This window comes from Mesorhizobium erdmanii USDA 3471 (assembly GCF_000472705.1).
Lineage (GTDB): Bacteria > Pseudomonadota > Alphaproteobacteria > Rhizobiales > Rhizobiaceae > Mesorhizobium > Mesorhizobium erdmanii.
This window is the reverse complement of sequence record NZ_KI421454.1, coordinates 162,186-175,569: the sequence shown is the minus strand read 5'-3', so window position 1 is coordinate 175,569 and position 13,384 is coordinate 162,186. Positions and strand designations below refer to the sequence as shown.

The 13,384-nt window shown below is 59.0% G+C and carries 11 protein-coding genes and 1 pseudogene; 11 read left to right on the top strand and 1 reads right to left on the bottom strand.

Annotation, left to right across the window (positions count from 1 at the left end):
• Positions 1-5: 5 nt before the first annotated feature.
• The 9 genes from nodI to A3AU_RS0131190 all read left to right on the top strand — a co-directional run bounded on the left by nodI (position 6) and on the right by A3AU_RS0131190 (position 10,576).
• Positions 6-1,028: a nodulation factor ABC transporter ATP-binding protein NodI gene (gene nodI, locus A3AU_RS0131235; RefSeq protein WP_081709736.1), complete on the top strand. Its 1,023-nt coding sequence runs from the start codon at positions 6-8 to the stop codon at positions 1,026-1,028.
• A gap of 3 nt (positions 1,029-1,031) precedes the next feature.
• Entirely contained in the window at positions 1,032-1,820 is a 789-nt protein-coding gene (locus tag A3AU_RS01000000136450; protein WP_032918482.1) for an ABC transporter permease, read from the top strand.
• Between the two features lie 300 nt (positions 1,821-2,120).
• Positions 2,121-4,142: a carbamoyltransferase family protein gene (locus A3AU_RS0131220; protein ID WP_027056374.1), complete on the top strand. Its 2,022-nt coding sequence runs from the start codon at positions 2,121-2,123 to the stop codon at positions 4,140-4,142.
• Positions 4,143-4,267: 125 nt separating this feature from the next.
• Positions 4,268-4,420, top strand: coding sequence for a nodulation protein NodZ (locus tag A3AU_RS1000000139320; protein ID WP_418001088.1), 153 nt, complete (start codon positions 4,268-4,270; stop codon positions 4,418-4,420).
• Between the two features lie 637 nt (positions 4,421-5,057).
• Complete coding sequence (pdxR, locus tag A3AU_RS0131210; protein ID WP_010913827.1) at positions 5,058-6,527, top strand: MocR-like pyridoxine biosynthesis transcription factor PdxR; 1,470 nt, start codon at positions 5,058-5,060, stop codon at positions 6,525-6,527.
• Between the two features lie 498 nt (positions 6,528-7,025).
• Positions 7,026-7,685 carry a chitooligosaccharide deacetylase NodB gene (nodB, locus tag A3AU_RS0131205; RefSeq protein WP_027056373.1) on the top strand — a complete coding sequence of 220 codons (660 nt, stop codon included), beginning with the start codon at positions 7,026-7,028 and terminating at the stop codon, positions 7,683-7,685.
• 487 nt (positions 7,686-8,172) lie between these two features.
• A complete protein-coding gene (locus A3AU_RS0131200; protein WP_006328898.1) occupies positions 8,173-8,796 on the top strand; it encodes an FMN-binding negative transcriptional regulator in 624 nt (207 codons plus the stop codon).
• Between the two features lie 21 nt (positions 8,797-8,817).
• A complete protein-coding gene (locus A3AU_RS0131195) occupies positions 8,818-9,468 on the top strand; it encodes a LysE family translocator (protein ID WP_027056372.1) in 651 nt (216 codons plus the stop codon).
• Positions 9,469-9,763: 295 nt separating this feature from the next.
• Positions 9,764-10,576 carry a TIM barrel protein gene (locus A3AU_RS0131190; RefSeq protein WP_161633554.1) on the top strand — a complete coding sequence of 271 codons (813 nt, stop codon included), beginning with the start codon at positions 9,764-9,766 and terminating at the stop codon, positions 10,574-10,576.
• Between the two features lie 14 nt (positions 10,577-10,590).
• On the opposite strand, the gene A3AU_RS0131185 is transcribed toward A3AU_RS0131190, so the two are convergent.
• On the bottom strand, positions 10,591-11,535 hold the full coding sequence (locus tag A3AU_RS0131185) for a LysR family transcriptional regulator (RefSeq protein WP_027056370.1): 945 nt from the start codon (positions 11,533-11,535) through the stop codon (positions 10,591-10,593).
• A 158-nt stretch (positions 11,536-11,693) separates the two neighbouring features.
• Here A3AU_RS0131185 and A3AU_RS1000000138505 point away from each other — a divergent pair.
• Both A3AU_RS1000000138505 and nolL read left to right on the top strand, forming a co-directional pair.
• Positions 11,694-12,257: pseudogene (locus A3AU_RS1000000138505) on the top strand (GNAT family protein); the annotation flags it as partial.
• Positions 12,250-13,371 (top strand): nodulation factor fucose acetyltransferase NolL, encoded by a 1,122-nt coding sequence (gene nolL, locus A3AU_RS0131175; protein WP_027056368.1) that lies wholly within the window; start codon positions 12,250-12,252, stop codon positions 13,369-13,371. The pseudogene A3AU_RS1000000138505 and the gene nolL, both read left to right, overlap by 8 nt.
• Positions 13,372-13,384: the final 13 nt, after the last annotated feature.

Here is a 13,384-nt window from a genome sequence, read left to right as displayed (position 1 = left end):
ATCAAGTGTTGAAGCGTAAGTTGGGCCCAGAGGAATTGCGGCGGCTCGAGACTCCTGCGATCGAACGGGAGTCTCACGGGCAAACAAGCGCGAAAAGCTCCGTGCCTGACTCTGCGTCAACCGTGGCAGTCGATTTTGCCGGCGTAACCAAGTCGTATGGGAACAAGGTCGTTGTCGACGAACTGTCGTTCTCCGTTGCGTCGGGAGAGTGTTTCGGCCTCCTCGGACCAAACGGGGCAGGCAAAAGCACGATTGCGCGTATGCTCCTCGGCATGACATGCCCTGACGCGGGCGCGATCACGGTGCTCGGCGTCCCAGTGCCGGCGCGCGCTCGGCTGGCACGCAGGGGCATTGGCGTGGTCCCGCAATTCGACAATCTTGACCAGGAATTGACCGTACGCGAGAACTTGCTGGTGTTCGGACGCTACTTCGGCATGAGCACACGTCAGAGCGAAGCGGTCATCCCGTCGCTTCTCGAGTTCGCTCGCCTCGAGCGCAAGGCGGATGCGCGCGTCTCGGAACTGTCCGGCGGCATGAAGCGATGCCTGACGATGGCGCGGGCGTTGATCAACGACCCCCAGCTCATCGTGATGGACGAGCCGACAACCGGCCTCGATCCGCACGCGCGCCACCTGATCTGGGAGCGGCTGCGCGCCCTGTTGACACGCGGCAAGACGATTATCCTGACGACGCATTTCATGGAAGAGGCTGAGCGATTATGCGATCGGCTATGCGTGCTCGAAAAGGGCCGCAACATCGCCGAAGGCGGCCCGCAGGCGCTGATCGACGAGCATATCGGATGCCAGGTCATGGAGATTTATGGCGGCGATCCGCACGAGTTGCTGTCGCTGGTCAAGCCACATTCCCAGCGCATCGAGGTCAGCGGCGAAACCCTTTATTGCTATGCGCCAGACCCTGACCAGGTGCGCACGCAACTGCAGGGGCGAGCAGGTCTGCGTCTTCTTCTGCGTCCAGCCAATCTCGAGGATGTTTTCTTGCGGCTGACCGGGCGCGAGATGGAGGAGTGAACGATGATTGAAGGTTTTGCGGCGGCGCTGCCGGCCAATGCGTGGAACTGGGTTGCGGTGTGGCGCCGCAACTATCTGGCATGGAAGAAAGTCTCACTCGTGACGATTCTCGGAAACCTTGCCGATCCTATGATCTATCTTTTCGGCCTAGGCACCGGCCTCGGCATAATGGTCGGCCGCGTCGACGGTGCGTCCTATATTGCCTTTTTGGCGGCCGGCATGGTCGCGGTAAGTGCGATGACCGCCTCTACCATGGAAACATTGTACGCGGCTTTCGCTCGCATGCACTCTCAGCGCACTTGGGAAGCAATGTTGTATACGCACGTTACCCTCGGCGACATCGTTCTGGGTGAACTGGCGTGGGCAGCCACCAAGGCCTTCTTGGCCGGTACGGCAATCACCATTGTCACCGCAACGTTGGGTTATGCAGCCTGGCCGTCCGTCCTCTATGCGCTGCCAATCATTGCTCTCACTGGGTGCGTGTTTGCGAGCCTCGCGATGGTCGTCACCGCGCTTTCGCCCAGCTACGATTACTTCGTGTTTTACCAGACGCTTGTCCTCACACCTATGATGTTCCTGTCGGGCGCCGTTTTCCCATCGGATCAGCTGCCTCACGCGTTTCAGCAGATAGCGCGATGCATGCCGCTGTCACATGCGATCGACCTCATTCGTCCGGTTATGCTTGATCGCCCGATCGGCGGCATTGCCCTGCATGTCGGTGTGCTCGGCCTGTACGCGCTGTTGCCATTCTTCCTCTCGATGGCGCTGTTGCGCCGCCGACTCATGCGCTGACGCGAAAGAGAGGGAGATAAGCAATGCGCAACGGACTTCGTGCTGCCAATAAGCGACATCGCCAACAGAAATCGGCATGCCACCCAGGGTCTTCGGTGGCATCCACTCAATCTATCAACTGGGCCGCCCGGCACCTCGATCACAGGATCTCATGTTGATCCCCGGCGGAAGAGAATTTCTTTGAGGTTGGCGATGTCTGACTGGCGTTCGCGCCGGCGAACGACAACGCAGCCTGTGTTTTTGATCAAACGGCCTTGAGAAGGCCAATTCAGTCTTCCTGTACGACAAATGGAGAGCGAGATGCTGTGTCTAGGATTGAGCGGCGGATTAGACAAAGTCTATGAAAACAGATTCCAGGTTCCGAACTCATTCATGCACGATGGCGCTGCGGTACTCGTCCGAGACGGACAGGTCATTGCGGCCGTAGAAGAGGAACGCCTCAATCGGATCAAACACTCCAACAAGCTCCCAATCAGTTCGGTTCAATACTGTCTTTCAGCCGCTGGGGTTCAGCTCAGCGAAATCGATCATGTGGCGTACTACGCTACCGAAGCCTATTGCAACGCCATGCTCGAAAACATGCTTGCTTCCGAGCCCGACGCCTCCATTCCGTTGGATGCCAAACTTTTGGTGCAGCAGCTATTGGCGCAGGAGTTCGGTACCGAACTCGACCCTTCGCGTATCTCATTCGTAAGTCATCATCAGGCGCACGCCGTCAGCGCTTTTGCAATGTCGGGCTTCGAGCAAAGTCTGATTTTCGCGATCGATGGCTCTGGTGATTTCCTGTCGGGCCTCGTGGCGGTAGGATCTGGTACTGAAATTTCGCAACTCGCGACTTTCCCAGAGAGCAATTCCCTTGGGCTATTTTATCTCGAGGTGATCCGGTATCTCGGCTACGGCTTGTTCGATGAATATAAGGTAATGGGGCTTGCCCCCTACGGCGATCCCGTTCCCTATCGCGAGCTTTTCGAGCAGTTCTATGAACTGTCTGCAAGCGGCGAGTATCGGGTCCACCTGGACCGCATCGGTCCGACTTTGCTTCGCACCATTCAGGTCCGGCAAAAGGGAATGCCATTCACCCAGCAGCATAAAGATGTGAGTGCGTCGTTACAGGAAGCGCTCGAACGCATCGTGTTTCACATTCTTCGGCATCATCGTGAGGCCACCGGGATGACGCGGTTGTGCCTGGCCGGCGGCGTTGCGCACAATTGCTCCGTGAACGGCAAGCTGCTCTATTCAGGACTTTTCGAAGACATTTTCGTGCAGCCCGCATCGCATGACGCTGGCTGCGCATTAGGCGCCGCACTAATCGTGTCTGGTGAGCTGGGCCGCCCCGCGCCGCGTGCGCGATTGCAGGAGGTTTATTGGGGGCCGGATCTCGCGAGCGATCACGCTGTCGAGGAGGAACTAAAGGCTTGGGCGGGGCACCTGGAGTTTGAACGCACTGAGGCGGTGGCGGATAGGGCAGCCGAGTGGATGGCCGGTGGCGCCGTGATCGGCTGGGTGCAAGGTCGTTCGGAGTTCGGGCCGCGCGCGCTCGGAAATCGCAGCATTCTTGCCGACCCCAGGCCCGCCACAAACAAGGACCGGATCAACGCCATGGTCAAGAAGCGGGAAGGGTATCGCCCGTTCGCCCCGTCAGTGCTGGAGGAGGATGCGCGCGAATTTTTCGACCTCCCAGGCAGTGCGTGCGAATTTCCCTTCATGAATTTCGTGGTTCGTGTGCGCGATTCCAAGCGTGGTTTGCTCGGCGCCATCACGCACGTCGACGGTACGGCTCGGCTGCAAACAGTATCGCGCAAGGCCAGTCCGGCCTACTGGGACGTCATCAATGCCTTCAAGCAACGCACTGGCATCCCAATTCTGCTCAATACGTCCTTCAACAACAATGCCGAGCCGATCGTTGATTCCGTTGCAGACTCGATTGCCACGTTCCTGACGACAGAGCTGGATGGACTTGTGGTCGGGCCGTTCCTCGTCAAAAAACGGGCCGCAACGCTGGAGGATTGGACTGCGCTCGCGGTTTCATTGCCGCCTTATGTATCCCTGCATAAAGTCCGCGCATACACGGCGCAGGATCGCCAGGAGACCGTCTGCGAAATCCGAACGGATCACTCCAGCCGTGACTGTGCGCGTATTTCACATGAGTTGTTCGATATGCTGACGCGGATCGAAGGCGAAGCCGTGCTCGCGGATCTCCTCGATACAATTACGCTGGATCAGGCCCAGCGCGAGACTCTCACAGGAGAACTGCGACGATTGTGGGAGCAGCGCCGCGTTCGCATGCGTCCCTCGCAAGCTGCTCGCGTCCATCAAAACTGATGCCAATCGCTGGACGACAGATAACAGCTGCCGAAACACCGGTCTGTCCAAGCATCTTCATATGACTGTGCCCCATCCATCGGCTGAGGCAAGGGTCCTGACGATTGCATCTGCTGCGAGCATGCATGCTCAACCCATCTAACGCTTATGGCAGTCGAGGATCAGTAATGGATTTGCTTGCTGGTGGCTCAAGACAGCACCAATTTGTCGTTTCTCGACGGCGTACCGGGTTCGGTGACTGCCTACGGTCTCCGGCATCAGCCTGGTGTCACGCATAGCGGACGGGACGGGACGTGCGAGCCGGCTGGGCCGCTCGCAGAATAAGGCGGCGGCCCCGGCATATTCGTCGTTGAGATACTTTTGGCAAAATGCGTCGGTGGGGCGACGATCATGTCTTAGCGCCGCTTGACCCTTCGGCCTCCAATCATCACGCCATTGCGGATTTCGCCGGCGTTTTCTTCAGGAAGCCGAGATCTGTTGGTCAAGGCCCCCGCGCGGTTAGCGTTGGCGATTCGATGCGAAGCGTGAGAGTTTCTTCAGCCCGCGCAGAACCAGGAAGGCTGACATGGGCGAGAGCGCCGCGCCGGTGATGTAGCGCAAGCCCGTTTCGTACAGCGTGTGGAGGGGCTTCCGCGTCGCCGAGGATTGCGCCGCCGGCGGCGGCCTCATTCGCCGCAACGCTTTCGATCGTAGGTCGAGCTCAGGAAGACGAGTGGTTGAACGGCATTGGGAAACCAGCCGGATCGTAGCCGTGATGGATCGCGCGGGTAGCGAAGCCGAATTTGGCATCGTTCGCAGACTGTGCCAGTTTACCGGTCCTGGATTGCGGTCTCGGGCATCGGCTTCAGACCTTGGCTTTCGGATTGAGTGGCTGCAAACTGGTTGATATGGAATGTCCAGTTGGCAGGAAAAGAAATGGTCCAGTCTCCAGGTCCCGGTGCTTCAACCCGCTCGCATGGCATGGGCGCGCGCCAGATCTACGAAGCGCTTCGCGAGCAGATCCTCAGAGGCGTTTACGGCACCGGCAGCCAGCTGCCGTCCTCCCGTGGTCTCGCCGAGGAACTTGGAGTCTCGCGAACGACCGTCACCGTCGCCTACGAGCAGCTGGCCGCGGAAGGTTTCATCGACATCCGTCAAGGCGCGCGCCCTCGTGTCGCATCCTCACTGCTGGGACATGAGCTGACCGCCAATCCCCCAAAACGGTTCGGCCCGGTTCACTTGTCAAGCTATGGCGAACGGCTGCGTGGTACTCCGCGCTGGCCGGATTACCTGCCGAACACGCTGAAGGTTGATTTCCGATATGGCGTCCTGGCGCCCTCAGATTTCCCCGCATCGGTTTGGAAGCGCGCGATGAACGCGGCGATGGCGCAGCGGCCGGCACGGCTCGCCTATGACGATCCGTGCGGTTCGAGCCGGCTCCGCCAAGCGCTTCAGGGCTATCTCTGGCGCGCCCGTACTGTGCGCTGCGACCCCGAGCAGATCGTCATCGTCAATGGTTCGCAGCAGGGCCTCGATCTCTGCGCGCGCCTGCTGCTCGACCCCGGGGACAGCTTCGTCATCGAGGACCCCTGCTACAGGATGGCGCGCCAGGTCTTTGCCAGTACAGGTGCCACGCCCGTTCCCGTCGAGGTTGACGATCACGGCATGCAAACGGAGCAACTGGCGGGGGTCGCGGCCCGGCTGGCCTATGTGACGCCCTCGCATCAGTTTCCGCTCGGCGGCGTCATGCCGATCCCGCGGCGGCATCAGCTTCTGGAATGGGCGCGGGAGCAGGGCGCCTATGTCATCGAGGACGACTACGACAGCGAATATCGCTACGATATCAGCCCCGTTCCCCCGCTGCATAGCCTCGAGGATCATGGGGCCGTCATCTACCTCGGCACCATCTCCAAGACGCTCTCGCCGATGCTGCGGATCGGTTATCTCGTCGTCCCGGCGGAATTCCTGCAGGTTTTCGAAACCGCCAAGCAGCTTGCCGACCGGCACTCTCCGATGGCGGGGCAGGAGTCATTGGCCTCTCTGATCGAGAGCGGTGGCTATGAAAGCCATGTGCGCCGCGTGCGCCGCATCAACGGCGAGCGCCGGGAGGCATTGCTGACCGCCCTGAAGCGGAGTTTTCAAGGTCGGATCGCCGTCCAGGGGGCAGAGGCTGGACTGCACGTCGTCATATGGTTCAACGACCTGCCGCGATCGCGTGAAACGGCGTTGGTCGAAGCTGCCCAATACGCGGGTCTGGGTCTGCACCCGATTTCGCCGCTTTATCATCGGCAGTCGGGAGCAGGCGAAGCCGACCGCGTCGGGCTTGTCATGGGCTATTCCGCCCTGAGCATCCGGCAGATCGAAAAAGGCGTCGAGATGCTGCGGGACGTCGTCGCTCGACTCTGAGACGCTGACGGTTCCGCACGCGGGTTAGAACGCATTCGCGGCCGCTCATCATAAACAGTTCATCGTTGAAATAGTCGCGCGGCCGGGCGACGGCCGGGCTCATGGCCGGCTGACCTGCTGCCGCCGTGAGGTTGCGCGCGATCCAAGCCTTTGTCTCATCTATCCGCAACGTGGATGCTTGTCATCGAAACAATCGATTTTGCCGATTCGACAGAACGTCCCATAGGAAGAATTCAAGGATGCAGCCCTAACGAGATTGTCGATGCAAGCGTTGGCTCCGAGGAGCATTTTCTGGTGTGTCCCTCCTGGTCTGCGCCGAACATCAAGCGAGCCGATCCCCTTTTCGACCAGGTACATCGGTGATCGGCGCAAGCTGCATCGCGTCGGCTCTTCGCGACAAGCTCTCCCCGATAGCGTAGGCCCCTGCCTCAAGGATCGGGGTTATGCCGATTGCGAATGGCCGACCGGTACAACAATTGACCGCAAGGGTTCGCAGCTATGAGACGTCTCGATGACAGATGGGAGGTGCAGAGTGAATGCGCTGACGGCACCGGGCGTCGAAGCGTTTATCTGACGTTTGACGACGGTCCCAATCCATGTTTCACACCACAGATACTCGATGTGCTGGCGCAAAATCGGGTGCCAGCGACATTCTTCGTCATTGGTGCTTACGCCGCAGAGCATCCGGATCTCATCCAGCGAATGATCGCAGAAGGGCATGAGGTAGGCAACCACACGATGTCTCATCCGGACCTGTCCAAATGCGGTTTGGGCGAAGTGCAACGTGAGGTATTTGAGGCGAACCAGGCCATCATGCTAGCATGCCCGCAGGCCTCGATCCGCTACATTCGCGCGCCATACGGCGCCTGGAGCGAAGAAGTGTTCACTGCCTCAGAGATCGCGGGGCTGGCGGCCCTTCATTGGTCGATCGACCCAAGAGACTGGTCGCGCCCCGGCACCGACGCGATCGTCGATGCAGTGCTCGCCTCGATACGCCCCGGCGCAATCGTGCTCTTGCACGACGGATGCCCTCCCGACGAGTCGACACGGAGCACTCAAGCCAGTCTGCGCAACCAGACCGTTATGGCGCTGTCCAATCTGATTCCTGCATTAGATGCCTGCGGATATGAAATTCGCTCGCTTCCAGAACATCACTGAAATGCGAGATCGCATGGACCTGCTTTCCCAGCCAGTACCTGTGTGGTCTCGCTTATGAAGGCTTACAGGCCGTTTACGCCCTGCGAACAAGCACATCGGACGAACTGGTCGGCTCCGACAGTTGGCTAAGCCTAGACGTCTGTTGTCACCTGCTACGATGAGGACCCGCGCACGCTCTCGGCATGGCCCAGCACCGCCGGTAGGTTCACTCTTCGACGATTGTTTGAATGTATGGTCCACTTCGCGTTGGATCGATTTCATTGGGCTTGCCGCAGGCTCACATAGCGCGACCCTGCGGGATCGCTGGCTGCGTCCAAAAGGTTTGGCAAGCAATTCGCATACCGTGACCGGCACCGGGGATTCCGGTGCTCTGATCCGGCGCGCGATGCCATCTTTCACCAACTGGACTACCTCAATAGCTTCTGACTGGCTGTTTCCAACGGGCCAGCTTGCCGATACCTGACTTGGTAACGCAAGGAGTTTCGCGATGTACATCCCTCCCGCTTTCCGCGACGACGACAAGGAATGCCTGCGCGCGACCATTCGCGCGGCGCTGCTGGCGAACTTCGTTACCGTCACGGCGGAAGGGCCGCTCGCAACGCCACTGCCCCTCTTCCTTGACGAAAGCGAGGGCGAGCACGGCGTGATCTACGGGCACCTGGCGAAGGCCAATCCCCAGTGCCGTGTTCCGCCGCTGGGCGACGGCTTGGCCATCTTCATGGGGCCGGACGCTTACGTGACGCCGGCATGGTATGCGACCAAGCGGGAAACCGGGAAGGTCGTCCCGACCTGGAATTACGTCGCCGTCCACGCCTATGGCCCGGTCGAGTTCTTCGAGGATGCGGGAAGACTGCTGGACGTCGTGAATCGGCTGACCGACCACCACGAGGGCGAGCGCGCCTCGCCTTGGGCCGTGTCGGACGCGCCGCCGGATTTTGTACAGGCGCAACTCCGGGGAATCGTCGGCCTGCGCATGCCAATCACGAGGCTGGAGGGCAAGCGCAAAATGAGCCAGAACCGGAACGCGGCCGACCGCGCTGGCGTGGCGGCGGGCCTTGCGGCGAGCGAGCGGGCATCTGACCGCGACGTCGCCGCTCTCATCCCAAAATAATCTTCGTCGGAATCGACCATCATGCCAGAACTGACCCCATTCGCCCTGTACCTCGCCGCGGCCTCCGTGCTCGCCATCACCCCCGGTCCGGGCATCTTCTACGTTGCCGCGCGCACGCTCGCCGGTGGTCGTCGGGAAGGTATCGCTTCTAGCTTCGGCACGGGGTTGGGGGGCATGATCCACGTCCTCGCCGCAAGCTTAGGTGTTTCCGCGATCGTGCTCGAAAGCTCGGAACTGTTCTCCGCATTAAAGCTGTTCGGCGCGGTCTACCTCGTCTGGCTCGGCTTTCGCACCTTTCAAGCCGCCCGCCTCAAGGGAGCGACTGGCGGCGATGACGGCGCCGCTGTGGGTCCAGTCGGACCCCGGCGGGCGTTTCGTGAAGGGGTACTGGTCGAGGCGCTCAACCCGAAGACGGCAATCTTCTTCCTCGCCTTCATTCCGCAGTTCGTGAATCCGAGCGCAGGGCTCATAGCTCTGCAATTCGTGGTGCTTGGCTCCGTGTCCATTGCGCTCAACACGCTCGCCGACATCGTGGTTGCCGTCGTGGCCAGCGGCATTCAAGACGGCGCGGCAGCGCGTCCCGGGTTGATCCGCCGCCTGAGGGAGGCGTCAGGCGGCGCGATGATCGCGCTGGGCGTCGGCCTCGCTCTGGCGAAACACCCTGCTGCTTGAGTTTGAATCTGATCGGTTGGGCATCTTTCAGGGTTGGCGGGTACCTTGCGGAAGCAGTTGGATGGCTGCGAGCCAGTTCGGTCATTGCACCTATTCAAGCCATGTCTCAGGAGGCGCGGCACCGCCGTTTGGGTGAACGTCGGCTCATAAATGAGAGAAAAACATAGCGTGAGAGAAACGTGAGTACGACTCCCTCGCCTCGCTCATGCCCATCATTTTGGCCCTCGCGAATCAACGCACGGTAGAAGCCAGTCAGCCGAGAATGACGCCCGTTTCATGGAAGGAAAGCCAAGCCATGCGCCAAGCATCGCCCCGCTTTGCACTCGATTATTTGGCGACGCCCGGACTTGACGTCAGGGCACTTTTCGCTTTTGCCCGCGACCAGGGCCTAACCGATGTCCAGATCCGCAGCCAACCGGGCAGCAATGCCATTGCACGCGGCATGCCGGCGGCGGACGTCCGGTCTGCGGCCGCCGACACAGGCGTTGGGATTATTTCCGTCAATGCCCTCCAGCGCTTCAATGAGTGGACCCCCGCCCGCAGGGCCGAGGCGAGCAAGCTCGCCGATTATGCAGCGGCCTGCGGAGCCAAGACGCTCATGCTGGTGCCGGTCAACGACGGCTCCTGGCCCGCCAATGTCGAGCGCCGCGGCGATCTCCGCGTCGCCTTGAAGGCGCTCAAGCCAATCCTCCAGTCGCGCGGTCTGATCGGTCTCATCGAGCCGCTGGGCTTCCGGACCTGCTCGCTTCGATCGAAGAACGAAGCGGCTAAGGCCATTGCCGCCATTGATGGCCAATCCGTCTTCCGCCTCGTGCACGACACGTTCCACCACACGCTTGCCGGGGAGACGTTCTTCTCTTCCGAGCTGACCGGTCTCGTCCACATTTCAAGCGTGAACGATCCGATCCACTGGATTTACCCGGATCGCGTCCTAGTCGGTTCCGACAATGGCAGCCAGATCCGGGCGCTGCTTGATGGCGGCTATGGGGGGCCCTTCTCATTCGCACCGTTTGTCGACGCAGCCCACCCGCTGGACGACCTCGCAGGCGCACTTGCCGCGAGCATCGCTCTCTTCCGACACGGGCTATTGACGCGAGTGCCGGCGTGAGACGCGGGAGTAAATTAGGGCTGCCTGGGGCGCCTTTTGGCGTCCCCCAGAGAAGTCATTCGAGACGCCTCCTGTAGCAATATCTCTCGCAGCCAGATGCTTGCCGGATCACTGTTGTGAAGGGCGGGCCATTGAAGGGCCTCGGTGAACGTGGGTAGTGGCAGCGGAAGGTCGATGATCCGCAGGGGGAAGGTTTTTTTGAAATGCTGAACCAGCCGGAAGGGCATGGTCGCTATACGAGCTGTGCCTGAGACCATCGGCGGGATCATGCTAAAGGCCTGCACAACGATCTCGACACGTCTCTTGAGACCATGCTCAAGAAAAAACCGTTCCTCGATTGAGGGCTTCAGCGTCCGCCCGAACTTGACCGCAACGTGCCTCATCGACATGTATCTCTCGAATGTAAGCTGCCGTGGCAGCTGCTTGTTCGTGGAGCAGCCCACGCACACGAGCGTCTCGTCGAACAGCGCCGCTCTTGGATGGGCGCTTGACATGAACAATTCTGGAAAAATCAGAAAATCGACGTCACCGCGCCGGAGAAGCTCATCGGGGTCGTCGTCGATAGGCAACAATTCGAAGCTGACGGCGGGTGCTTCGCGTGCAACCCGCTCCACGACCTTTTCAAAAAACACGAGTGTGGCGAAATCGGAAAGAATGATCCTGAAACGGCGATCGGATTGAGCCGGATTAAACGGATCCCAAGAGATAATCGAGCACTGGATGTTCAGCAGTGCGCTGCGAACTGCGGGGGCGAGTGTTTCCGCACGCGGGGTTAGAACACGTTCGCGGCCGCTCGTCGTAAACAGTTCATCGTTGAAATAGTCGCGCAGCCGGGCGACGGCCGCGCTCATGGCCGGCTGACTAAGGTTGATGCTGCTTGCCGCCGCCGTGAGGGTCCGCTCGGTCAGCAGTGCATCGAGCACGACGAGAAGGTTCAGATCAAGGCCCTTGAAGCGCATCTTTCACTTATCCATAGCGTGGATGCTCGCGATCTAAACAATCGATTTTACCAAACTTCCAGGGCGCTGCATAGATGACCGCACTTGACATGCGCCCGATCACGCCACTGCTTCTGCAGCGTGTGCTGGGAAATGACTTGTAAGTAGCCGATCATGTCGAACTCTCCGCCTTCTTCCAAAAGGCCTATGGGCGACAGGGGCTTTCAGGCGGTTGTAGCTGGGCCGGTGCAGGGCCGAAGGTTCGCGCAATCGGCTCTGATGTGCACGGCGTAGCAGCTCACTAGGACCTGCTGCGCCATTTCTCCACGGTTGGCGAGGTTGATTTCTTGGTAGGCGAACTCGGATCGTACAGGATGCATCCGGATCTTGAGAGACTCGGAATGAGTCATTCTATCCGCATCATGCGGCCGGAGCTGCAGCAGCGTGGCATTCCATTCGCTTTTGGCATGGTTCGGCACCCGTTGCGAAACCATCTTGAGAGGTTCTGCAGAGACGGCCAGACGACCATAGTGCCGGGCGTTCGCATCGCCACACATGATCGCGACCGCCAATGCGCTCGAGGTTTGCGATCAGGCACTGGGACTTTGTCCGCTCGGTTGCAGCCAATCGGCCCTCCATACCACGCCGCGATCCGCGTGATTTTCGATCCTTTGCACCCCGCTCGCCGTGCCCAGAAACGGCAAGTAGCAACTGCAACAGATAGGCTGGAGTCTGATGCTTGATCACATAAGAGCCGGAGCGAAGGGACACGGCTCGTGCCCAGCAGGGACAAACAACCGAGACCTAAGCTTTGATTTCGCCAAAGGTATACTCATTACTTTGGTGATAATTGGGCACTTGTTACAATATTTAATCTACCATGGCACCGACGCTTTCTGGCTGTCGCCGTATTTCAAGTCGATCTACATGTTTCATATGCCTCTCTTTATGGCGATAAGCGGATATCTTTCTTCTGGGGCAATTTTGCGAAAATCGTTCGCCCAAGGTGTCGGTGAGCGGGCAATGCAGCTACTACTGCCAATGCTTTTTTGGTGTACGTTGATTTGGACGTTAAAGTCCGCAGTGATTTTTCCTACAAAGAGTTTGACTGATACATTGTTGGATTTGCCGACGGAAGTTATTGGAACCTATTGGTTCATATGGGCGGCATTTATTTCGTTCATTCTGATTAGAGTTCTTACAACTTTCAACCGTCTATCGATATGGATCATAAGCGCATCTGCAATTGCGGTCGCATTCGCACCCATCACGTTATCAATAACCCCGTTGTTAAAATACACTTACCCATTTTATTGTTTAGGGTTCCTGTTTGCCCAGCCGATCGGATGGCAGAATGGCGTCATCTGGCGTTACAAATCGATTTTTGTTGTCTTATTTTCGATAGCGGCTTTCATATGCTTCCTCGGATGGGGCAAGGAGACTTATGCCTACAACAATCTCGTTTTAATTCATGATGAACAGTCAGCTAAACGAGTTTTTCTGATGTTCGCTGGCTCTTTGGCGGCTTCTGCGGTAGCAATGCAGTCTATGTTCCAATGCTGGAGACTTGTCTATTCGACTAGAGTAGCTCGCTTTGTCGCGGTGCAGCTTGGTCAAAGCACGCTGCTGCTTTACCTGGTCCAGGGTGCCGTGTTTCGCCTCATGGATTTGATACAGTTTGGAGAAGTCTGGAATCTCACGACCAGAATCGCCTTCGCAACTGTGCTTGGAGTGGCGATTGTCGTCATAGCGATGGCAATTCGCAGTATTGCGCGCAACCTCGGATATGTGTCGCGGATCGTTGTCGGAGCGCCGCCGCACCCAAGTCCGCTCAAATCTCAATATGTAATCAATTAGCCACGTGAAAAAT